Source organism: Synechococcus sp. MIT S1220 (assembly GCF_047303025.1).
Classification (GTDB): Bacteria; Cyanobacteriota; Cyanobacteriia; order PCC-6307; family Cyanobiaceae; genus Parasynechococcus.
Window position 1 is genome coordinate 2,226,455 of the sequence record NZ_CP138939.1, and the last position, 22,082, is coordinate 2,248,536.

The window sequence follows — 22,082 nt, forward strand, 5'->3', positions numbered from 1 at the left end:
GGGATCGTCTTTGCAATACCTGGCGCAGTCATGGCCCTGTTCGGATCCGGAGCGGCCACCCGCGACCTGCGCGGCTTCTTGAAGCTGCTGGAGGAACGAGGCCAGCTCAGACGCATTACAGCGCCAGTCGATCCCGATCTTGAGCTGGCCGCGATCGCTGACCGGGTGCTGGCCATGGGAGGGCCTGCCCTGCTGTTCGAAAACGTGATCGGTTCCACGATGCCCGTTGCGGTCAACACGCTCGGCACCGTCGAGCGGGTGGTGTGGAGCATGGGGCTGGAACGGGCTGAAGAGCTCGAAGAGCTGGGCAGCCGCCTGGCACTGCTGCAGCAGCCCCGCCCTCCCAAAGGTCTGGAAGAGACCAAGCAGTTCGCCCGGGTGTTTTGGGATCTGGTGAAGGCCAAGCCAGATCGTGACCTGATCCCCCCCTGCCATCAGCAGGTCTTGCATCGAGGTGACGTCGATCTCAACAGCATCCCCCTGATCCGGCCCTGGCCAGGTGACGCCGGTGGCGTGATCACCCTTGGCCTCGTGATCACCAAGGATCCGGAGACAGGGGTTCCGAACGTTGGCGTTTATCGCCTTCAGAAACAGTCGGTCAACACGATGACGGTGCACTGGTTGAGCGTTCGCGGTGGAGCCCGCCACCTGCGCAAGGCCGCAGCCCTGGGCAAAAAACTGGAGGTTGCCGTTGCGATCGGCGTGCACCCCTTGCTCGTCATGGCCGCGGCAACTCCCATCCCTGTGCAACTGAGCGAATGGCTCTTTGCCGGGATCTATGCAGGTCGTGGGGTGCTGCTCGCTCCCTGCAAAACCCTGGACCTGCAGGTGCCCAGTCACAGCGAAGTTGTTCTGGAGGGCACGATCACCCCTGGGGAGGTGATGCCTGACGGCCCGTTCGGTGATCACATGGGCTTCTACGGGGGTGTCGAGGACTCACCACTGGTGCGTTTCCACTGCATGACGCAGCGCCGCAACCCCAACTTTCTCACCACGTTCAGCGGGCGTCCACCGAAGGAGGAAGCGATGCTCGCCATCGCCCTGAACCGCATCTATACCCCGATCCTGCGTCAGCAGATCCCGGAGATCACCGACTTCTTCCTGCCGATGGAAGCACTGAGCTACAAGCTGGCGGTCATTTCGATCGACAAGGCCTATCCCGGCCAGGCCAAGCGTGCCGCCATGGCCTTCTGGAGCGCCCTGCCACAGTTCACCTACACCAAGTTTGTCGTGGTGGTGGACAGCCAGATCAACGTCCGTGATCCACGTCAGGTGGTGTGGGCGATTGCAGCCCAGGTGGACCCGCAGCGGGATCTCTTCACGTTGGAAGACACCCCGTTCGACAGTCTCGATTTCGCCAGCGAACAGCTCGGACTCGGCGGGCGACTGGCGATCGATGCCACCACCAAGGTGGGACCGGAGAAAAACCATGACTGGGGCGAGCCCCTGAGCCGCCCTCAGGAGCTGGAACGCCGCGTCGCAGACCGTTGGAGCGAACTTGGCCTCGATGACCTGGGAGCCGAGGAACCTGATCCAAACCTGTTCGGTTATGCCCTGGATCGGCTGATGCAGCGAATTTGCTGAAGAATCAGCTAACGCTTCACGCTCAATCGGCCCATGAATGCTGTCATCCAGGCGCTTGAAGCCATGGTCTGGATGTTTGGAGACGCTCTCGTCCTTGGGCTGGCCATCGGCCTGCCCGTACTGATCATCCAAAACACGATCCAACTGTCGAAACTGCGGCGGCGGCTAGCGGCCCTTGAACTGGAGCTCAAGCGTCAGGCCGCTGAACCGGGGTTCGTCGAGCGGTCGGCACCAGGCATGGCCACTCGGGGCAGCCCCGAGCCATCCACTCGGCGAGGTTTTCAAGGTGACCCAGCCCCAACGTCTGGGACACCCCAACCGACCACAGCGCCAGCCCAATCAGCGCCAGCCGAATCAGCGTCAGCCGAATCAACGCCAACAAAATCAACGCCAGCCCAATCAGAGCCAGCCATATCAAGCCCAGCCCAATCAAAGCCGCAAGCCAAACCCTCCACGGGGCGCTGGCGTCAACTTGAAACCCAACTCCTGAAGAACTGGACGGGAGTGCTCGGCGTCGCAGCCATTGTTGCGGGGGTTGCTTTCGTTGCGATCAGTGCCATTTCAGTGATGGCACCGGTGCTGCGTTTCCTGGTCGTGGAGGGGATCTGCCTCGCGATGGTGATCCCATCGCTGCTCGTCAAATCCGACAGCAGCTTTCGTTCCCTGACGCTCTGGCTGCGAAGCGGAGCGGGAGCACTGCACCTGTTCGCCACCGCTGCCGCAATCACCTGGCCTGGTCTCGGCCTTCAGTGGGTCGATAGCGCCGGGCTCGCTCTGGCGCTGCTGGGCTCGGCCATCGGCATCAATCTTTTGCTGGCCCAGATCGCTCCAAGTGCCTGGCTTTCAGCGACCCATGTGCTGATCAGCCTGGTACCGATTACGGCGGCGGCGCCATCGACAGAAACCCAAGCACTGGTTGGCCTGATCACATTGATCGGGCTGATCAGCCCTGCCGGCCGGCAGGGGCCAACCCGCACTCTGATCACCACGTCATGTCTGGTGGCGCTGCTGTGGATGAACATCGACCCCGCCACAGCCATCGGAGACGGGCCCCGACAGTCGGACATTGCTGCTGTCATTGGATGCGTCGTCGCTGGTTTCGACCTCTGGAGACTGCACTGGCACCCACCGAATCGGGTGCAACGGAGCCAATCATGGCTGCGGGCTTCAAGCGCGATTGCCTGGATCACCGTTCTGGTTCTTCTGCAAGCACCCCACTGGGGTGCAGCCGGCCTGTTTGCTGCAGCCCTCTGCGCTGGAGGGTTCTCCAGACTGAAGCGGCTGCCAGTGGCGAAGGCCCTCGCTCTAACCGACTGGTCGGCAGCGCTCGTCTTGGCTGTTACGGCGATCGGCCGTCTGCTGCAACCGCTGGATCAGCCTCTGATGCTGGCCATGGTGCTGATCCTGCTCAGCGCGGGGTTTTTGATCGATGCGCTGCAGCGCAGAGATGGATGGATGACTCGCCTGGCAGGAGCAGCCCTGCTTCTGTTCGACACAGTTGTCCTTGTCCTCCTGGTTGATGGTCACGGTGCCGCAGCGGATTTCATTGTTCTGAGCGGCATCGGCCTGGGGCAGCAATGGCTGATCCGCCGCTCTGCTGAGGCTTCAGGTCTGGCATGGATCCGCACGGGGCTTGCCCTTGCTGGTGTTGGCCTGCCGGCGCTGGCGATCTGGACCATGAACGACCTCGCCTTATCAGGCAGTCGCGATTGGCTGAAGGTTGGCTTCCTGCTGATCAGCCTGGCCCTGGCCCGCTGGCCCAAGCCAATGCAGCAACACCGACAGATCGTGTTGATCGGTGCGGTGTTGGTTTGGATCAACATCTGCATCACCGTGCTGTTGTCCGTGGGGGTCAACAGCACGCTTTGGAGCCTTGCCCATTTCGGGGGAACCATTCCGCCGATGCTCCTGCTCTCCGCCGGGGTTTGCATCGCAACCGATCGCTTGAACGGGACTCTGTGCAGAGGCCGAAGCGTTGGGCTTGTGCTCTCGACAGCCACGCTGGCCCTTGGTGGATGGGGGCTTCAGGCAGCACTGAGCTTGCCCAAACTGGGCTTTGCCCCCCTCGCCTGGTTGATGCTGATGGGCATGCTGCTGGTGATGGCCGATCGGGGCCTGAAGCGAGGTCTGCAGGGTGAAGCGGACGTTCTGCTCAGCCTGGCCTGGATCTCCCTGCTGTCGTTCGGGCTGAATCGACTGGCCACAACCTCGACCGATTTGAGCCCGGTTGTGCTCGCCCTCGTGGATGGAAGCGGAATCCTCACCTTGATGTTGTTGCGCCTCTGGAGAACCAACAGTCCTTTAAAAGAGCGACCGCTCTGGAAGGCAATTCATCGGGTGAGCGGCGACCTCGCCGTTTTCGGTCTCATCCTCTGCATCCTCAGCCGTGGACCGACAGCGCTGCTGGCCCCATCTGCAGCAGGGTTAACGCTCATCCTCTGGCGGCTGCCCGTCGACGCGATCTGGCCGCGACAACGGGTGCAGGGTGTGCTGCTGTTCTGGCTGAGCCTTGTGCTGCTGGTGGCCACTCCAGCAACGGGTTGGCCTCTGCAAACGGCAAACCTGACGCTTCTGGTCATCGCAGCCTGCAGCTATCCCAGAACACCCCAAACCCATGCCCAGCCCAGCCCAGCCGTGCTGGGCTGGATGTCGGCCATCGACGCCCTGGTCTGCCGGCAGCCGCAGCGCTTTCTGGCAGCACCTCTGAGCATGGCAGTGGTTCTTGTGGTGCTTCAGGGAGGCGCAGACGGGACCTGGCTGACCCTGATCTGGGCCGTGGAAGCCTTGGTGCTTTACAGCCTGAGCATTCTCTGCCGCGACAGGCCCTTGCGGCTCAGTGCACTGATGCTTCTCGGATTCTGCCTGCTCCGTCTTGTTGGCTGGGACATGCGGAGGGCCGAGCTGGGTTTGCGCGGACTGGTCTTCAGCGGAGTGGGCCTCGTGATGGTGGCGATGAATGTGCTGACGACACGTTTTGAACGGGGAACGAGCGAACCATCACCGCCCCATAAAATCAGCGATCGATGAACTCCCGTTCTTGAGCGCGACTGACGGCATCAGCTCCCCTCGAGTCCTGAAAGCGGGCGGGAGCCTCTCAGGCAACGTGCGTGTGCCTGGGGACAAGTCGATTTCGCATCGATCGCTTCTCTTCGGAGCGATCGCCGAAGGGACGACAACCATCGAGGGATTGCTGCCCGCCGAAGATCCCTTGAGCACGGCAGCGTGCCTGCGCCTGATGGGAGTTGAGATCAGCCCAATCGAAGCGGGCGGCCTCGTCAGCGTGACCGGCGTCGGACTGGATGGACTTCAGGAACCGGACCAGGTTCTGAACTGCGGCAATTCAGGCACCACGATGCGCCTGATGCTCGGCTTGCTCGCCGGCCGTGACGGGCGCCACTTCATCCTGGATGGGGATGCATCCCTGCGGCGGCGTCCGATGCGACGGGTGGGTCAGCCACTGGCCTCGATGGGTGCGGAGGTCCGCGGTCGCAACGCGGGCAACCTCGCACCTCTGGCCGTCCAGGGCTGTCGGTTGCGCGGCACTGTTGTCGGAACCCCCGTCGCCAGCGCACAGGTGAAATCAGCGCTCCTCTTGGCAGCGCTCACAGCAGATAGCGAAACCACCGTGATCGAACCGGCCCAGTCGCGCGACCACAGCGAGCGAATGCTCCGGGCCTTCGGCGCCGACCTGGAGGTCAACGGGGAGATGGGTCGTCATATCCGTGTGAAACCTGGCGGAACACTGCATGGGCAGACCGTCGTGGTTCCAGGAGACATCAGCTCCGCCGCCTTCTGGCTAGTGGCTGGATCCGTGATCCCCGGAGCAGATCTCACGATTGAGAACGTGGGCCTCAATCCAACCCGCACCGGAATCCTGGAGGTGCTGACACAGATGGACGCCAACGTTGAGGTGCTGAACCGTCGCGATGTCGCCGGGGAGCCGGTGGGGGACCTCCGTGTGAAGCAAACTGATTTGAAACCCTTCCAATTCGGTGAGGAGATCATGCCTCGACTGGTGGACGAGGTGCCGATTCTTTGTGTAGCAGCCTGCTTCTGTGATGGGGAAAGCAGGATCAGCGGCGGGGCTGAGCTGCGCGTGAAGGAAACCGATCGACTGGCTGTGATGGCCCGACAACTCAAGGCCATGGGTGCCGATCTCGAGGAGCATGAGGACGGCATGACCATTCGCGGAGGCCGTTCCCTCTCAGGAGCAGCCCTCGACAGCGAAACCGACCATCGCGTCGCGATGAGCTTGGCGGTTGCCGCCCTGATGGCCAATGGAGTCTCGACGCTGGCCCGCAGTGAGGCGGCAGCCGTGTCTTACCCCACCTTCTGGGACGACCTTGAACGGCTGCACTGCTGATCTCGGCACGCTGGAGGAGTTTCCGACCGCGGACGGGAGCTTCAGCCTTCGCAGTGGCCATTTCGGGGAAGCTTTCCACAACTCGCTCGGAGCACTCAATGAAGCGAAGGCGAAATTCGCCCTGCCCGCCCAGTTGCACCGCTTCAGGGGCCAGCCGCTGAGTGTTCTCGATGTATGCCTGGGGCTTGGCTACAACAGCGCCGTTGTACTGGAGGATCGTCCCGAGCCAGCGCCACAACTGCAGTGGTGGGGCCTGGAGCTGGATCGCCGCCCCCTGGAGCTTGCACTCAAGCGCAGCGACTTTCAGAGACTCTGGAAGCCTGCAGTGCTGCAACGCCTCGAGGCGATTCGCGATCAAGATGGTTGGTCCAGCAGCGACGGCAAAGGAACGATGCTTTGGGGAGATGCGCGGCAAACCCTCGCCCACATCCCCTCTGATCGTCGCTTTGATCTGATCCTGCTCGATGCCTTCTCCCCAGGGCGCTGCCCAGAGCTTTGGAGTGAGGAGTTCCTGCATGCCCTCGCCGCTCGTTTGGCACCTGGCGGCCGACTGCTGACCTACAGCCGAGCAGCAGCGATTCGCGCCAGCCTGCGGCGTGCCGGACTCGACCTCTTCTCTCTTCTGCCGGCCCCCGGGGAACGACCGGGATGGAGCAGCGGCACCCTCGCTGTACAGCAAGGAATCAAACCCATCTCCGACAACGGGCCCGGTTGGCGCGCATTCAGCCAGATGGAGGAGGAACATCTGCAAACGCGGGCGGCGATCCCGTTCCGTGATCCATGCGGCACCGATTCCAACGGCACAATCTTGCAGCGCCGTTGCGACGAACAACATCGCTGCAGCCTGGAAGCCACCAATGCCTGGCAGCGGCGCTGGGCACACAACCGCTCAAAACAAAGGATCGACCACCATTCATGCTCAGACCTCAACGCTGAGCATTGATTCCAAGGTCGAGATAAGAAACCCATTATCGATGCGAGATTTGGCTTGTTTTTGGCCTGAGTGTCAAAGGGATTGACATGTTCATCGGTGACTCAATCCAGAGCCAAGGCATTCATCGAACAACAGTTGAAAACAGGACAGTTGAAAAAGAGCCTGTGAAAACTTAACTGGAACTGATTGCTGGAACTGATTAAGGGGAACTGATTGGCGGGAACGAATTGGCGGGAACTGGTGAATCTCCGAACTGACTTAGCGAACACGGCAGATCAGCCATTCACCCTTCATGGGTAGCTTTTTTTACAACTGCCGTCCAAAAGAATCCTGCGGTCGCAAAATCAACCCAGCGGATCGCCTGGCTCAATGGATCCAGGACCTGCGTCGTCGTGACGACCTTTGAACCACCACGAGCGGCGCTTTGCACTGGCCACAGGGGCCTGAGACACCTGCTCAATCGCCACGGGCTCTGCTGTCCCCTGGAGTGATTGCTGGTTGTTCAGCTCAGCCTCAAGGAACAAACTGATCAAGAAAAAAGCGAAAATCAGCAGCACACTCGCCACGAGATAAACCACTGATTTGGCGACACGTGCATCCTGTTCTTTTTCAAGTGAAGCCATGTCGGATGTATTACTTGTCGACAGCGGGGCGACAGTATCTTCAAAACACGCACAACAACAGTAGAAATTACTTTTCGAATAAAATAATTACAGAACAACAAAAAAAGAGATCAAGATTTTTGAGCTCAATTCCAGATCGATAGCTTGTCGCCCTGAAGCTTCCAGCATTGGAGTGGTGCCGGTAGATTCCGGCCGTCTCACCACTCTTCAACATGCTTGCCGTTGCCGTTCTGGCTGCAGGAAAGGGAACGCGCATGAAGAGCGCCTTGCCGAAGGTGCTTCAACCCCTGGCGGGTTCCACCCTCGTGGAACGGGTTCTCGCCAGTGCCCGCCAGCTCAAGCCAGAACGCAGGCTACTGATCGTTGGCCATCAAGCTGAGCGTGTGGAAGAGCAGCTCGGGGCCTCCGGAGAGCTGGAATTTGTGCTCCAGGATCCCCAAAACGGCACGGGCCATGCCGTGCAGCAACTTCTGCCAGTGCTCGAGAATTTCGATGGTGAGCTGCTGGTGCTGAATGGCGATGTGCCCCTGCTCCGGCCGGAAACGGTTGAATCTCTGGTGCAACGCCACCGCAGCAGTAACGCCGATGTCACGCTGCTAACAGCTCGACTTGACGATCCAACCGGATACGGCCGCGTCTTCGCTGATGAGAATGGACGGGTCAGTGGAATCGTGGAACATCGCGACTGCAGCGAGGAGCAACGCAGCAACAACCTCACGAATGCAGGGATTTATTGCTTCAACTGGGGAAGGCTCGCAGCCGTGCTGCCTCAACTGAGCACCGATAACGATCAGGGAGAGCTTTACCTCACAGACACGGTTGGGATGCTCTATGACGCCGTGCACTTTGAGGTTTCCGATCCCGCGGAAGTGAATGGCATCAACAACCGCAAACAACTGGCCCAATGCGAAGCCTTGCTTCAGGAACGGTTGCGGGACCACTGGATGGACCAGGGCGTCACGTTCGTCGATCCCTGCAGCTGCACCCTGAGCGAAGACTGCAACTTCGGACGCGATGTGCTGATCGAGCCGCAAACCCATCTCCGCGGCAACTGTCAGATCGGAGACAACTGTCGCTTGGGTCCGGGCAGCTTGATTGAAGATGCCAAGCTCGGAGTCTCCGTGGAGGTTGTGCACTCCGTGGTGCGTGGGGCGGTCGTCGGGGATGCGGTGAGCATTGGCCCCTTCGCCCACCTCCGACCCGCCGCCGAGATCGGCAAGGGATGCCGCATCGGCAACTTCGTCGAAGTCAAGAAAAGCCGTCTTGGAGATGGCAGCAAGGTGAATCACCTCAGCTACATCGGAGATGCACAATTGGGTGAGCAGGTCAACGTCGGTGCCGGCACCATCACTGCGAATTACGACGGCGTCCGAAAACATCAAACCGTTGTTGGTGATCACAGCAAGACCGGTGCAAATTCGGTGCTTGTGGCCCCCGTCACGATTGGCAGCAAGGTGACCATTGGCGCTGGATCGACAATCACCAAGGATGTGCCCGATGGCGCCCTGGCGATCGGGCGTTCCAAACAGATGACGAAAGAGGGATGGGCGGACCGATCCGTATGACGCACACTGATCTTGCAGATCGAGGCAAGGGGGTGGAATGGTTAACCGCTGGATCGGCCTCCTGCTCTTTGGACTCCTCCAAAGCTGGATCGGAGCCTCTCCTGCGGCAGCTCAGCAGACGGCTGAACTGCTGAACAGCGCAATGCGCAACAGGGAGCAAGGGAATTACACCGCGGCGATTCAAGATTTTGAACAGGCGGTTCGGATTGATCCCGAGAACGCCAGTCTGTGGAATCACCTCTGCAGCGCGCGGGTGGAGGCCCAGCAATACAAACTGGCGATTAAAGCCTGTGATCAGGCCCTGACGTTATCCACGAAGTACGTGTATGCCCTTGGCAATCGAGCTGACGCCAAAACTTACCTATCAGATTACGACGGTGCGATGGACGACATCAATCGAGCGATCGCCCTCAACCCCACATACACCTACGGCTATCAACAGCGTGGCTGGTTGAACATCTACAAAAAAGACGGAGATCTGCTTCAAAGCGCCAAGGACTTTCACCAACTACTGAAGCTTTCGCCCAACAACAGCTCTGCCATGGCAGGCCTCGGCTATGTGCAGATCCAACTGAAAGATGCCCATGGGGCGATCCGCTGGTACGATAAAGCGATCGCTCTTTCTCCGAGTTACGCCTACGCCTACAGAAGCAGGGGCATTGCTAGAGAAATGATGGGCGATCTCACGGGTGCCTGCACAGACTGGAAAGAAGCGAAACGCCTCGGCAACACTCAAGTCGAGGCATGGATCCGGAATCAGTGCCGATAACGTTCAAAAGTTCGGCAGCAAGGGCATTAAACGCTCAAGAGCCACGCCACGGCTTGCTTTGAGAAGCACTACATCATCGGGCTGAAGCCAGTTTTGAAGAGGTACCGCAGCCGCTTCCGGTGTGGGCACCACCTCCAAGCGCTCCAGGGCTGCCGCCGCCCGCTGCATTGCCGTTGCCTCCGGCTCAGGGGCCACCACCACCAAACCATCCAAGTTCAGATCGGCTGCTTTCGCCGCAACTTCAGCGTGCAAGGCAACGCTGCTGTCGCCAAGCTCCAGCATCTGCCCCAGCACCGCAAATCTCCGACCGGGCTGAGCCGCCAACAAATCCAGTGCCGCAAGCACGGCTTCGGGAGAGGCGTTGTAGGTCTCATCGAGAATGGTGAGACGTCCCAGTTGCAAGCGGCGATTACGGCCGCCCGGAACCTCCACATGCAAGGCATTCAAGGCAGGGAATCCGACGCCAAGCTCTCTAGCCACGGCGAGAGCCAACAGAAAATTGCGGGCGTTATGACGACCATCCAACGGCAACGAGAGACGTTCACCATCCACCACGAGCTGATCACAATCAACGGCGCCGATCAGATCGGCATCAGCTGTTGAATCGTCGTTCAGAGTCACCCGAATCACACGCCCATTCCACACCTCAGCGAGAGCAGCATCGAGGAGAGGATCCCCGGCCGGGATCACCACCACACCATCCGGTTGCAACGCCGCAGTGATCTCACATTTGGCTGCAGCGATCGCCTCACGACTGCCTAAACGGCCGATATGGGCGGTTCCGATGTTGGTGATCACAGCAAGGTCCGGTTCCGTGCACTTCGAGAGACGCTCAATCTCCCCAGAGCCGCGCATCCCCATCTCAATCACCAGGGCACGATGCTCCTGACGCCCTTGCAAGAGCGTCAGCGGTACACCGATGTCGTTGTTGTTGTTGCCTGAACTGGCAAGCACGGGACCCAGCGAAGACAGTGCTGCTCGGATCAGTTCGCGGGTCGTGGTCTTCCCGGCCGAACCTGTCACCGCCACCAACGGTTGTGCCATCGAGCGGCGATGAAGCAATCCAAGCTGCTGGTAGGCATCCAGCGTGTCGTTGACCTGCCAGTGCACCAAGCCCTCGGGCACGGGCTGATCCCAGCTGCGGCCAACCACAGCAGCCTGTGGCTTGAGGGTCTGAATCTGCGCCAGAAACGCATGGCCATCAAACCGTTCACCGACGAGAGGAACAAAAAGCCCTCCTGCTCTGAGTTGCCGACTATCTGTGCAGATCTGACCCACCGGCTCATCCGCAGGGAGCGACCCACCTCGGGGAAGTCCCCAGAGATCAATCAGCTGCTGCACCCGCAGGGTCATGCCTTCATCTCGGATTCGAACAGGATCATGCCTTCACCCACTCGTGCGGAGCGTCCCAAGGGACGGTCATCCTGATCGACCAGGATCAGCTCCCCAAAGCCGAAATCCAAAACCAGGTCCTGCCACTGGGCCGCCAGGTCGGCCCGTTCGAGCTTGGTGAGGTGAGTCCACTTCCCAGAGGAAATGATCAGGACCATCCGGTTGAGATCAACGACCGCGTTGGCTTCAAGCACCAGATCCACTGAACCGGGCACGGCTTGCAAGGCCTGGAAGAACGGATCAGCACGGCGCTCAGCTGAACTGTGGGAGTCGTCTTCAGACGTCGAAATCTCAAAGGAGTCGGGGCTTTCTTCGGTCTCTGCCTCCACGCGCTCGGCAGCGAAAGCATCGATCTCCGGCGGCAGCAGGGGCGATGCGACATCGGAAGAGAGCCGGTCCTCGCCACCATCCTCCAGATCAGCCTCAGTTGAAGAGGAGCGAAGCCCATCCGCGGGAATCGGGTCGACCAGAACAACGGGATCAACGCTCTGGGCTGGGGATTGCGGTTTCTGCCGCATCAATCCCGACCCCTGCGCAACCAGAGCAACCAGTGCCACGGTCAGGACGAGAGCCAACACCAGCAGCAGCGGCCAGAACCAAGGGGCCAGATCCTGTGGCCAGGCATCAGGTACGGGTAGATCACCCTCGCGATTGCGACGCCACAGCCGCTGAAGCCGCAGCCTGAGATCAGCCAGCGCGGCGCGCAAATTCCGACCGAGTTCCCGCCAGGGACTGACGTATGGGGCCGGCAGATTGGGCAAGGTCAGCTCTTGCGGCGACCGAAGAGACGGTTCAGAGGGTTACGAGTTGTGCTGGCAGCAGCCACCGGCGGTACCGGGACCGGGGGGGAGCTGGAGCTGGAGTCGTCCAGGGCATCCGCTGCCGAACGGGAGGGATCGGCCTCCTGACCGAGTGAGAACTGCTCGACGGCTGCAGCATCAGGGGTTGGGGCCTTGATACCGCAGACATCGCGATACATCGCGTCGTATTCCAGTGCGGATCGATCCCAACCGTAGTTCTGCGTCATACCGCGCTTCTGCAGGTCCTGCCAACTGGCGCGATGCCTGTAGGCCTCCCAGGTGCGGACAAGGGCGGTGTAGAAATCGACAGGTTCAAATCGATCGAAGCAGAAACCAGTGCCGGTGGACTCAGCAGGATTGTGGGGGGGAACGGTGTCCACCAAGCCGCCCACTTTGCGCACCACAGGGACTGAGCCGTAACGCATGGCATAAAGCTGGCTGATGCCGCAGGGTTCAAAACGACTTGGCATCAAAAATGCATCGCTCCCGGCGTAGATCAAACGGGAGAGGTCGTCGTCATAGGTGAGGAACACGGCACAGCGTCCCGGATGGCGCGACGCCAACTGCCAGAGGCCAGATTCGAGGCCACGGTCACCGGTACCGAGAACAACGATCTGGGTGTCGGTGTAGGCGAGCAACCGATCGGCAACCTGAAGCAACAGATCCACTCCCTTCTGATCGACAAGTCGGCTGACCATGCCGAGAACAAAGGCGTCATCACGCACCTCAATACCCATACGTTCCTGGAGAACGCGCTTGCAAACGGCTTTGCCCGAAAGATCATCAGCACTGAATCGCGCCGGCAGGGACCGGTCCGTTGAGGGATCCCAGGCCTTCAGATCAATGCCGTTGAGGATGCCCCGCAACTTGCCGTGAATGAGATTCAGAAGGCCATCGAGCTTTTCTCCGTATTCCTCCGTACGGATTTCCTGGGCATAGGTCGGGGAAACGGCATTAACACGATCGGCATACAACAGGGCAGCGGCCATGGTGTGATCCCCTTGCATGTACCAGGGGCACCAGGTGATTCGATCCAGTTTCCAGCGCCAGGGGCCCTGATATTTGAGGTTGTGAATGGTGAACACCGTGCTGATTTCCGGGTCCTGATGCATCCACACCGGGATCATCCCCGTGTGCCAGTCATGACAATGGAGAACATGGGGTTTCCAAACGTTCCATGCAAATTCAGCAGCAGCACTTGCAAAAAATGTGAACCGCCAGTCCTCATCTTCACCGCCATAGATCCGCTCCGGATCAAAGACCGGATGACCCACGAGATAAATGGGCAGATCGGTCGTGGGATGGCGGGCTTCAAACACCGCGAATTCCGTTCCCATCGTCTGGGCATGCCAGATGGGTTCATCCGGAATCGACAGGGTTCTCCAAAGCTTGCTGTAGCCCGGCATGATCAGCCGAACATCGTGTCCAAGCTTGGCCAGCGCGGGGGGAAGCGAGCCCACGACATCGCCCATTCCACCAACTTTGACCATCGGGGCGCATTCCGCAGCAGCGAACAGGATGCGCATGGATCAAATCAAGGAAGCGCGGCGACTTTAAGGGCAATCACGGCGACTGTTCACCCCCAGTTACGTCAAGGCAGCACCGTGACCGGAGTCCCCAGCTTCACTTGCCGGTAGAGGGATCGCACATCCTCATTGAAAAGACGCACACAGCCATGGGAGATGGCACGCCCGACCGTCCAGCGGTGGGGTGTGCCATGGAACCCTGTGGTGGTGCAGCCCTTGATCGTGATCCAGCGATCACCATCGTGCGCATCGCGGCCAAGACAATCGCGATGAAAGGCGATCCAGTGGCTGCCAAGGGGGTTATCGGGGCCCTGCTCCACAACCCGTTCACTCGTAACCGGGTGAACCCAGATCGGCTTGTCAATCTTCTGCATCACCTCGAACTGGCCGAGTGGTGTTTCCCAGTTCGTCATGCCGACAGCCACGGGGAACGCATTCCGCAGAGCACCGTTTTCAAGCAGAAGCAGACGGCGACGTCCCCGCAGCAGAACGATGTGACGCTCCATGCGACTGCGCAGCTGGTCCGGAAGGCTGGCCAAGGCCATCATCACCGAGTCGTCCGCCGCTGCCTGGATCAGCGGGACCGGCTCGGGAAGCGTGAACGGAAGCATGGGCTCAAGGTAACCAGCCTGTCTCGGAGAAGTCGGGTGAGCGTTTCTCAAGGAAGGCATTACGCCCCTCCACAGCTTCCTCTGTCCGGTAAAAAAGGTGCGTGGCCTGGCCAGCCAGTTCCTGCAGACCGGCGAGCCCATCGGTTTCCGCATTAAAAGCGGCCTTCAGGCAACGAATCGCTGAAGGACTGTGGTGCAGAACCTCCCGTGCCCAGCGAACCCCTTCCTCCTCCAGATGATCGAGAGGAACAACAGCATTCACCAAACCCATCTTGAGGGCCTCTTCAGCTCCATAACGACGGCAGAGGAACCAGATCTCACGCGCTTTGCGCTGTCCGACAACACGCGCCAGAAAACCAGCACCGAAACCGCCATCAAAACTGCCGACCCTCGGGCCTGTCTGACCAAAAACAGCATTTTCTGCAGCAAGACTCAGATCGCAAAGCAGATGCAGCACCTGCCCTCCCCCCATGGCGTAACCAGCCACCAAGGCAATCACCACCTTGGGAAGACTGCGGATGATGCGCTGTAGATCAAGCACATTCAGGCGGGGCACACCATCGGTGTCGACATAGCCTCCATCGCCACGAACGCTCTGATCACCGCCGGAGCAGAAGGCAAAGCCGCCATCTTCCGCCGGACCAACACCGGTGAACAAAACAACGCCGATCTGACGGTCATCGCGGACCCGCGTAAAGGCATCACAAAGCTCGTTGACGGTCTGAGGGCGAAACGCATTGCGCTTGAACGGGCGATTGATGGCAATCCGTGCGATGCCATCGCGGCAACGGTCAACCAGGATGTCCTCATACGTCCCCCAGGATTGCCAGTCTGCAGAAGCTGGTCCAGGGAGAACCGACCGAGAAGTGGACACAGCAACTGGAGCGAACCCTCACCATTTTGAGCGGTGAAATGCACGGTGAAGGCTTCACCCTGCATGGGCAGACAAAACTTGAGCAAGATCACAACCAGCCCTGATGGCCATCAAGTTTGTGTGAATGAAGTGCTGCGATAACGAGAGCACAGGAGGGAAATCCTCCACACATTTCCCACAACAATGACCAAAGAGCAACGGAACACAAAACCGCTGATCACCTCCAGATTTGAACGCTGGCAGGATCAACTGAGTCAGCCGATTCAACAATCTATCAAGTTCTTTTCAGATCCAAAAAACCTCAGCAAACAAGAAGCCCAAAGCGTTGAACGCTGGTTGGTGGCTGGAGATTCAGAAAAAACAATCAGACAGTTTCAGAAGATTGCAAGCCGATCCGGCATTCAAAGCGACGGCACAAAACTGAATACTGAAGGATTTGGAATCGAAGGCTTAGAGCTCACATCTCTACAGCCGGGATCAGCCTCTGCATTCAGCAGGTTAAAGCGTTACGCCGACAAACTTGGTCTTGAATTGTGGCAAGAGGTCAAACAGGAGGTGGGTGAGACAGGCCCAATCAATACCGGCACAATTCAAGAAGGAACCTTCGACGAAAATCTCAACGACGCCGATACAGCGACGGACGTCAACAGCGATGGAACCGCAGATCCACTCTGGCATCTCCTCCCCAGTGATACAGCAAACGCTCGATACGGCGTGAATGCAACCAGCGCCTGGAATAGCGTCAGCGGTGAAGATGTAAATGTTGGTGTATTTGACTCCTTTTTTGATCTAAATCATAGCGATCTAAATTCAGCAATGCCAACCAACTTCGATTGGAATGGCGATGGATTTAATGATGGCATCGATGCCAATGCAAATGGCATGCCAGATGTTTTCGAAGATGAACATTTCACACTTCCCGGCGGAGACATTGATTGGCCCGTCGTTCCAGGCGGAGGCCGATCACAATCGCATGGAACCTCCGTTGCAGGGATCGCGCTGGGTCGAATCAATGGTCAATCAGGCATCGGCGTCGCTCCAGAATCGAACTTTATGCCAGAGGGATTTCTCGACCATCAAAACCAATGGCCGTCAAGTAATTATTTTGATATGGCCGATGTGATTAATCACAGCTGGGGGAGCAGAAACTTTCTCGGTCAACTGAGAACAGCAACGCCATTGTTTCAAGCCAACTGGCAGACGGCTTTGGATGGAGCAATTGAAGTGAAATCTGCGGGCAACAGTCGTAGATTTTGGGATAACACGAACAACAGCATGGTATCCAACAGAAAAAATATTGTTGTTGGTGCAACGATGGCCAATGGTGAAGTTGAAGATTACAGCACACCAGGAGCCAGTCTGTTTGTCTCTGCCCCCGTTAATGGATCCAATGTGCGGTGGGCATCAGATAATGGTTTTGGCACTTCTCAATTCACCACAACATCTGATGTGACGGATGAAGCAGGAAATAACACTGACAATCGAGGATATGCAGATGGAAGCACATACTCTCGTTTCAACGGAACATCAGCCGCAGCTCCAATGGTGACGGGAGCCATCGCAATGATGTTGGAAGCCAACCCATCATTAACGCTCCGGGATGTACAACACATCCTTGCTGAAACATCAGTCAAGAACGGGTTAATGGACAGTGACGGAGATGGATCGCTTGAAAGCATCAATCCCAACGCTGGTGGTGATGCCGCTAACCCAGATAACCCTGCTGGAGCATCAACACTCGAACTGAGAGACAGCTTCAGCACGACAATGGCAACCACTCCTGTGATCGCGGACGGCCACAACACAGGCTGGTTCCAAAACGGTGCAGGGAATTGGGTGAGTGATTCTTTTGGATTTGGCATCGTTGATGCAGGTTCTGCCGTTAATGCCGCCAGCACGTGGACCAACGTGAGTGATGAGTTAGTTGCAACAACAAACACAATCCTCTCCAACCCTTACACCATCCCTGAAGGAAACCTTGGTGGCCTCAATTCTCTCTCTGATGCAGGAAGCTGGACCGTTAATGATCCCCTGAAGGTGGAGTGGGTTGAACTGACACTCGATCTGAATCTTCCAGAACAGGATGAAGTGATGCTGGCGGTTCAGTCCCCTTCTGGCACACGATCAGTACTCATGGCTCCCGGTGGCAATAATTCAGCTGGATATAACAGTGAAAGAACTCTGATCACAAACCAATTCTGGGGTGAGAACTCCAGTGGCGACTGGAGCATCGAAGTTCTCGACACCAATGTGGATGGCGACAGTGCCACAATCTCCAACGCCAAGCTCGACATTTATGGCACCTGCGATCAACAATCACCTCTGGAGGTCAAACCATTTAGCGCGCTGAACAGCAGCGGATTTAATCTCAACTCTCTGGCGAGAAAATTCCTCTTTGATGGTGGCGCCACCAGCAACAATTACAAACTTCTGTCCGTCAAGCCCTATGGCCACTGGGATTCATTTGGAACCTTCAGCAAGGGCCTGGCCACTGGCCTAAAGATCGAACAGGGCTCCATCTTCACCACAGGGCGCGCCAAAGATGCCATCGGCCCCAACAGTGCTCCGAACACCACTACGGCATGGGGCTTACCCGGCATTTCATTGCTGGGAGGCAACAGCAAAGATCTCTCTGGGATGGAGATCAGGTTCGTTCCCAAGAAAGACATGGTTCTGGATTGGAAAGCACAGTTCGGTTCTGAGGAATTTGATGAATGGTCCCCGAGTGTGTTTGATGACAAGGCTGCGATTTTCTTCGGCCAGGTTCGCAATCGCCGCACACCCCTGCAGCACATCCACCCCAAGAATCTGCTGGAAGGTCCTAACGGCAGCAACTTCTCCGTCAACGGATTCAGCAAGAGCGATCACGACTTCAAGCGCTACATGCAGATGAATGAGCCCTGTGGCCCGCTCAGCTGGGAATACGACGGCACCACACAAGATGCCTGGACCTCCAAGAAAGCTGTGCTCCAGAAAGGCAAGGTCTATGCGATCGCACCCATGATTGCCGACGCTCAGGATCACATCTATGACAGTGGCGTGATCATCGGGCCCAATGCTCCAACCCTGAAACCATTTGACCGGTTGCCTGAGCTAATCATCAAAGATTTGATTCCCACCCCAAGACAATTGGGCAAGGATCTGATCACCAAGACCATGGACACCAAAACCATGGACACCAATGCGTTAAGCCAGGATCAGATTGAGTCCACCAACTGGAACAAAGTGAACCTCGCCCGCACCCGTGGCAAAGGCTCCTTTGATTACAACAAAGCTGACTGGAACGCCATCATCAATTCCGATGGATTCGGTGAACGGGCGGCAGCATCATTGCGAACTGACTTGTTGCCCGGTGATTCACTCTCCGATGCAGCGGTGGACAAACTGCTCAACTTGGGAGCGACGCTGCAGAACGCAAAACTCGATCAACTCACCATGTGATTGGTGTTTCCACCCACCGCGGGAGGTTGAACTCTCGCGCATCCCTCCTCCAGGCAGTTGCACCAGCGTGTGCGACTGCTTTTTTGTTTTAAACGCTTGGATGGGCCATATGGATCCGAACTCGATCCTCGATCAGGGCAGTTGAGCCCTGAGCTGCTGGCGGAGCTGGGCATCCCTGCTGCGGTTGGTGCAGATCCGCAGCAGCGCAGGACCCTGCTGGGCAATCCCCCAGTCGACGGCAACAGCGAGATCCTCGAGACAGGACACAACCCGACCTGGAATCCGATGAGCTGCTGCCAACTCCAGGGGATCAACCGGCTGGGGCATGGCAAACAACTGCTCAAAACGCTCTGGCGACGATTCGAGCGGTAGCTGCTGAAAAATCCCACCCCCGTTGTTGTCAATCAGGATTACTAACAACGGAATGCTCCGTTGCGCGGCATGCAACCAGCCATTGCTGTCGTGCAACAAGGCAAGATCTCCCGTGAGAAGAACAAGGGGGCCCCGCACCAGCGCCAGGCCCATGGCCAGCGAAAGAGTGCCGTCGATCCCTGAGGCCCCACGGAAGCCGTAACAATCGCGTTGAACACCCTGCTTCCCTGTCCAGATCATCCAATCGCGAACGGGCGAACTGGCCGCCAGCATCATGGGAAAGCCAATCGGTAGAAGCCGAGCGAGCTGACGAACCAGGGCGGGCTCCGAACAAGCACCGACAGCAGGCAGGGTTGTGTCGAGGTAACGCGCAATCGCCTGGTCCTTCAGCCGCCACGCCTGAAGCCAAGGCGGCTCTGAAAACGGTGCTGTTGGAGTGGTGATCCGTTCTTGGGTCGCGGCGAGCCAGGTGGCAAAACCACCACTCCACTGCAACGCCTTACGACAGGGATCGAGCGGCCGAGACTCCGCTTCGGTGATTAAGAGCTGATCGCCCGAGGCATCGCTCAACCACTGCTCCAGCCGACGACTGGCCGGCAGAGGGCCAAGGCGAAGCACCTGACAATCTGCGGGATGCCCCATCTCCTTGGACAGCAGCAACTCCCAGTGGTGAATGCGTTGCGGATGATCGAGGGGGCATCGAGCGAGGGGGTCAGCAAAGAGAGGCCAACCACTGATTTGCAACCAATGCTCCAAGGCCTCTTGAAAAGCAGAACGTTGGGAGGCAAGCCCGCGCCAAGGGCCTGCCACCACAACACCTGGCTTGCTGGGGTCGAGGCCAGGGATGCACGCAGTCGGGTTACCCGCAGTGGAGTAGCAAGCGTCGTTGTGAGCGGGGAGCAGCACCGCCGCTGGAGAAGCGATGGCGGATAGCTGCTGAAGAAGAGCCTCCTGATCCGCCAGGGGTGCATGCAAGGGCTCCTCCAAGGGGAGATTGCAGTGGACCGGCCCAGGCGGGAGCCGCTCAGGAGCATGGGCATTCAGCCAGCAGCGCTGGCTTAGATCCTCGAGAGCAACAGCATCAGCATGATGCAAACCATCGAGGGGACCAGAATCAAACCATCGGCAGGCTGGACGGAGAAAGTCCTCCTGATTGACGGTCTGATTGGCACCACAGGCTTTCAACCGAACCGGCCGATCGGCCGTGAGCAGCAGCAGCGGTTGGCAGGAGCGATCGGCTTCCACCGTCGCTGGGAGCAAATTGGCCACGGCTGTTCCTGAGGTGGTGATCACCGCAACGGCGCGGCCTTCAGCCATCGCCAGCCCGAGCGCCAGAAACCCTGCTGAACGCTCATCGATGGCTGTGCATAGATCAAGGTCAGTACGAGCTGCCATAAGGCCGCATGCCACGGCAAGGGGACCAGACCGACTGCCTGGACAGAGCACAACCCGACGCAGGCCCTGGCGCATCAGCGACTGAACCAGCGCAATCGCAGCCTCCAGATTGGCGCGTGAAACCGACAGACAACCAGCTCCTGCTTCTTCAATCCTGCTGCAACGTCTTGATCGAACAAACAACCCAAAGCAGCACGAAGCAACAAGCTGAAGTTCAAGATCACTCGTGTGGCCTGCTTTGAGCCCTGGAGCCGCATGGGATCAACGCTGATCGATTAGGCCCTGCCGAGCAGCAAGCAATCTTTGATGCAGCCATGCAAACTTTCACAAGGGTTCAGGGGTTTGATGAACGCAGATTTGTATTTTGGATTGAACGCATTCAAACAATGATCGGCATCGTTCCAGGATGAACAATGTGCTTTCCAACCCACCCGGGATGAGAGATGAAGATTCTGAAAAACACTTCGTTTTTGCAAAGTTGAATCGCTGGCTTTCCTAGGGACTCAACCAACCGATGATCAGTTTGAGCAACCTCAGACTCTTCAACAGCCCAACGCCAATCAAGAAACCAGGCAAGACTCCTTTTCCTTTGGCGTTCCTTTGATCAAAGAGTCTTTTCTGTCTTCAATGTGATCAGATCCGACAGTTGAAACATTGATGCAGCCCAGAGGTAATCCATTGCTGATCAAATCCATCTTGCCCGCACGAAGGGGTTGTGGTTAAAGCACAGCCGGGTGGTGCTGGGCTTGGGCTCTTTAAGCCACTGGAACCCGTTGCACTGATCCAACGGAGCCACCGTCGCGATGAAGCATCAGACTTTCAGTGGCCACGACATCCAGTTGACACCGTCTTCCAACGAGCAACGTCCTGATTCGCCACAAGGGTTCTGGAGAAGCCTGATCCTCTGGGCACTTGTGGCGCTTTTGTTGCGCTGGCTGGTGATCGAGCCCCGCTGGATCCCATCCGGCTCCATGCTTCCAACCCTGCAATTACAGGACAGAATCCTGGTGGAGAAGATCAGGCCCTCTCTGGCCCATCAACAACACCAGCATCTACCCCTCAACAGTGTTGTGGTGTTTGCCCCTCCATCACAGCTCGTGGATGCCGGGTACGACCCGAACGCAGCTCTGATCAAACGTGTGGTCGGTCGGCCAGGCGATCAACTCGAGGTGCGGGAAGGCACACTGAGACGTAATGGAACGCCGATCGTTGAATCCTGGATTGATCAACCGATCGACTACGCCATGGACATGGTCACTGTCCCTGAGAATCAACTCTGGGTGATGGGCGACAACCGCAATGCCAGCCTCGATTCGCACCTGTGGGGCCCGCTTCCTGAAAAGAACGTGATTGGCACAGCCGTTTGGCGGTACTGGCCCTTGAACCGTTTCGGTCCAATTCGGTTCTCCACCCCAAATGATCAAGCTTGAACGCAGTGCCTGCGGTAGGGTCAGGGCCGTGATGGAGATAACGGGATGTTCAACCCCGAATTCTTGACCACTGAGAACAACGACGGTCAAGCGGGAAACAGCCTGATCCAATACCTCCAGGAACAATCACCAGACACACTCCAACGCGTAGCAAAATCAGCCAGTAACGATATCCAAGACATCATTCGCCACAATGTTCAAGGGTTGCTCGGGATGCTGCCCGGTGAACACTTTGAAGTCAAAGTCACTGCCAATCGTGACAACCTCGCCAACATGCTGGCTTCAGCGATGATGACTGGTTATTTCCTGCGCCAGATGGAGCAACGTAAGGAACTGGAAGAAACGTTGTTTTCGGATGACCAGATGGCTGTTTCTGCAGACGACGAACTCAATCTCTAAGGGG

Annotated in this window: 17 protein-coding genes; 9 read left to right on the forward strand and 8 right to left on the reverse strand. The window is 58.1% G+C overall.

Going from position 1 to position 22,082, the window contains the following annotated elements; translation table 11 throughout:
- Positions 1 to 30: 30 nt before the first annotated feature.
- The 4 genes from SIB64_RS11360 to SIB64_RS11375 are packed head-to-tail and all read left to right on the forward strand — an operon-like array spanning position 31 to position 6,890.
- A complete protein-coding gene (locus SIB64_RS11360; protein ID WP_413440311.1) occupies positions 31 to 1,584 on the forward strand; it encodes a UbiD family decarboxylase in 1,554 nt (517 codons plus the stop codon).
- Positions 1,585 to 1,617: 33 nt separating this feature from the next.
- Complete coding sequence (locus SIB64_RS11365; RefSeq protein WP_413440312.1) at positions 1,618 to 4,611, forward strand: hypothetical protein; 2,994 nt, start codon at positions 1,618 to 1,620, stop codon at positions 4,609 to 4,611.
- Positions 4,612 to 4,621: 10 nt separating this feature from the next.
- Complete coding sequence (aroA, locus tag SIB64_RS11370; RefSeq protein ID WP_413440313.1) at positions 4,622 to 5,947, forward strand: 3-phosphoshikimate 1-carboxyvinyltransferase; 1,326 nt, start codon at positions 4,622 to 4,624, stop codon at positions 5,945 to 5,947.
- Positions 5,928 to 6,890, forward strand: a complete 963-nt coding sequence (locus tag SIB64_RS11375) for an MnmC family methyltransferase (RefSeq protein ID WP_413440314.1) — start codon at positions 5,928 to 5,930, stop codon at positions 6,888 to 6,890. The genes aroA and SIB64_RS11375 overlap by 20 nt, the downstream gene beginning before the upstream one ends.
- A 335-nt stretch (positions 6,891 to 7,225) precedes the next feature.
- On the opposite strand, the gene SIB64_RS11380 is transcribed toward SIB64_RS11375, so the two are convergent.
- Positions 7,226 to 7,504 (reverse strand): hypothetical protein, encoded by a 279-nt coding sequence (locus SIB64_RS11380; protein ID WP_413440315.1) that lies wholly within the window; start codon positions 7,502 to 7,504, stop codon positions 7,226 to 7,228.
- A gap of 212 nt (positions 7,505 to 7,716) precedes the next feature.
- Between SIB64_RS11380 and glmU the strand changes: the two genes are divergently transcribed.
- Positions 7,717 to 9,069 carry a bifunctional UDP-N-acetylglucosamine diphosphorylase/glucosamine-1-phosphate N-acetyltransferase GlmU gene (gene glmU, locus SIB64_RS11385; protein WP_413440316.1) on the forward strand — a complete coding sequence of 451 codons (1,353 nt, stop codon included), beginning with the start codon at positions 7,717 to 7,719 and terminating at the stop codon, positions 9,067 to 9,069.
- A 37-nt stretch (positions 9,070 to 9,106) separates the two neighbouring features.
- A complete protein-coding gene (locus tag SIB64_RS11390; RefSeq protein WP_413440317.1) occupies positions 9,107 to 9,838 on the forward strand; it encodes a tetratricopeptide repeat protein in 732 nt (243 codons plus the stop codon).
- A 3-nt stretch (positions 9,839 to 9,841) separates the two neighbouring features.
- Here SIB64_RS11390 and SIB64_RS11395 read toward each other — a convergent pair whose 3' ends face one another.
- The 5 genes from SIB64_RS11395 to menB all read right to left on the reverse strand — a co-directional run bounded on the left by SIB64_RS11395 (position 9,842) and on the right by menB (position 15,041).
- Positions 9,842 to 11,191: a UDP-N-acetylmuramoyl-tripeptide--D-alanyl-D-alanine ligase gene (locus SIB64_RS11395; RefSeq protein WP_413440318.1), complete on the reverse strand. Its 1,350-nt coding sequence runs from the start codon at positions 11,189 to 11,191 to the stop codon at positions 9,842 to 9,844.
- On the reverse strand, positions 11,188 to 11,991 hold the full coding sequence (locus SIB64_RS11400; RefSeq protein WP_413440319.1) for a hypothetical protein: 804 nt from the start codon (positions 11,989 to 11,991) through the stop codon (positions 11,188 to 11,190). The genes SIB64_RS11395 and SIB64_RS11400 overlap by 4 nt, the downstream gene beginning before the upstream one ends.
- A 2-nt stretch (positions 11,992 to 11,993) precedes the next feature.
- A complete protein-coding gene (gene glgA, locus SIB64_RS11405; RefSeq protein WP_413440320.1) occupies positions 11,994 to 13,556 on the reverse strand; it encodes a glycogen synthase GlgA in 1,563 nt (520 codons plus the stop codon).
- A gap of 65 nt (positions 13,557 to 13,621) precedes the next feature.
- Positions 13,622 to 14,167 (reverse strand): L,D-transpeptidase, encoded by a 546-nt coding sequence (locus tag SIB64_RS11410; RefSeq protein ID WP_413440321.1) that lies wholly within the window; start codon positions 14,165 to 14,167, stop codon positions 13,622 to 13,624.
- Positions 14,168 to 14,171: 4 nt separating this feature from the next.
- Complete coding sequence (gene menB / locus SIB64_RS11415) at positions 14,172 to 15,041, reverse strand: 1,4-dihydroxy-2-naphthoyl-CoA synthase (RefSeq protein ID WP_413440322.1); 870 nt, start codon at positions 15,039 to 15,041, stop codon at positions 14,172 to 14,174.
- A 183-nt stretch (positions 15,042 to 15,224) separates the two neighbouring features.
- On the opposite strand from menB, the gene SIB64_RS11420 reads away from it, so the two are divergent.
- Entirely contained in the window at positions 15,225 to 18,482 is a 3,258-nt protein-coding gene (locus tag SIB64_RS11420; RefSeq protein WP_413440323.1) for a S8 family serine peptidase, read from the forward strand.
- Between the two features lie 132 nt (positions 18,483 to 18,614).
- Here the strand turns inward: SIB64_RS11420 and menD are convergent, their stop codons facing one another.
- Complete coding sequence (gene menD, locus SIB64_RS11425; RefSeq protein ID WP_413440324.1) at positions 18,615 to 20,324, reverse strand: 2-succinyl-5-enolpyruvyl-6-hydroxy-3-cyclohexene-1-carboxylic-acid synthase; 1,710 nt, start codon at positions 20,322 to 20,324, stop codon at positions 18,615 to 18,617.
- Positions 20,324 to 20,506, reverse strand: coding sequence for a hypothetical protein (locus SIB64_RS11430; RefSeq protein WP_413440325.1), 183 nt, complete (start codon positions 20,504 to 20,506; stop codon positions 20,324 to 20,326). Before SIB64_RS11430 ends, menD begins: the two co-directional genes overlap by 1 nt.
- Positions 20,507 to 21,052: 546 nt before the next feature.
- On the opposite strand from SIB64_RS11430, the gene lepB reads away from it, so the two are divergent.
- Both lepB and SIB64_RS11440 read left to right on the forward strand, forming a co-directional pair.
- A complete protein-coding gene (gene lepB, locus SIB64_RS11435; protein WP_413440326.1) occupies positions 21,053 to 21,679 on the forward strand; it encodes a signal peptidase I in 627 nt (208 codons plus the stop codon).
- Positions 21,680 to 21,724: 45 nt separating this feature from the next.
- Positions 21,725 to 22,078, forward strand: coding sequence for a DUF760 domain-containing protein (locus SIB64_RS11440; RefSeq protein WP_413440327.1), 354 nt, complete (start codon positions 21,725 to 21,727; stop codon positions 22,076 to 22,078).
- Positions 22,079 to 22,082 lie beyond the last annotated feature (4 nt).

Coding starts and splice junctions, on each gene's coding strand:
- SIB64_RS11360 (WP_413440311.1), top strand. CDS start 31: ATGGCCCTGTTCGGATCCGGAGCGGCCACCCGCGACCTGCGCGGCTTC.
- SIB64_RS11365 (WP_413440312.1), top strand. CDS start 1,618: ATGAATGCTGTCATCCAGGCGCTTGAAGCCATGGTCTGGATGTTTGGA.
- SIB64_RS11380 (WP_413440315.1), bottom strand. CDS start 7,504: ATGGCTTCACTTGAAAAAGAACAGGATGCACGTGTCGCCAAATCAGTG.
- glmU (WP_413440316.1), top strand. CDS start 7,717: ATGCTTGCCGTTGCCGTTCTGGCTGCAGGAAAGGGAACGCGCATGAAG.
- SIB64_RS11390 (WP_413440317.1), top strand. CDS start 9,107: ATGGTTAACCGCTGGATCGGCCTCCTGCTCTTTGGACTCCTCCAAAGC.
- SIB64_RS11395 (WP_413440318.1), bottom strand. CDS start 11,191: ATGACCCTGCGGGTGCAGCAGCTGATTGATCTCTGGGGACTTCCCCGA.
- glgA (WP_413440320.1), bottom strand. CDS start 13,556: ATGCGCATCCTGTTCGCTGCTGCGGAATGCGCCCCGATGGTCAAAGTT.
- SIB64_RS11410 (WP_413440321.1), bottom strand. CDS start 14,167: ATGCTTCCGTTCACGCTTCCCGAGCCGGTCCCGCTGATCCAGGCAGCG.
- SIB64_RS11420 (WP_413440323.1), top strand. CDS start 15,225: ATGACCAAAGAGCAACGGAACACAAAACCGCTGATCACCTCCAGATTT.
- menD (WP_413440324.1), bottom strand. CDS start 20,324: ATGCGCCAGGGCCTGCGTCGGGTTGTGCTCTGTCCAGGCAGTCGGTCT.
- SIB64_RS11430 (WP_413440325.1), bottom strand. CDS start 20,506: ATGCGGCTCCAGGGCTCAAAGCAGGCCACACGAGTGATCTTGAACTTC.
- lepB (WP_413440326.1), top strand. CDS start 21,053: ATGAAGCATCAGACTTTCAGTGGCCACGACATCCAGTTGACACCGTCT.
- SIB64_RS11440 (WP_413440327.1), top strand. CDS start 21,725: ATGTTCAACCCCGAATTCTTGACCACTGAGAACAACGACGGTCAAGCG.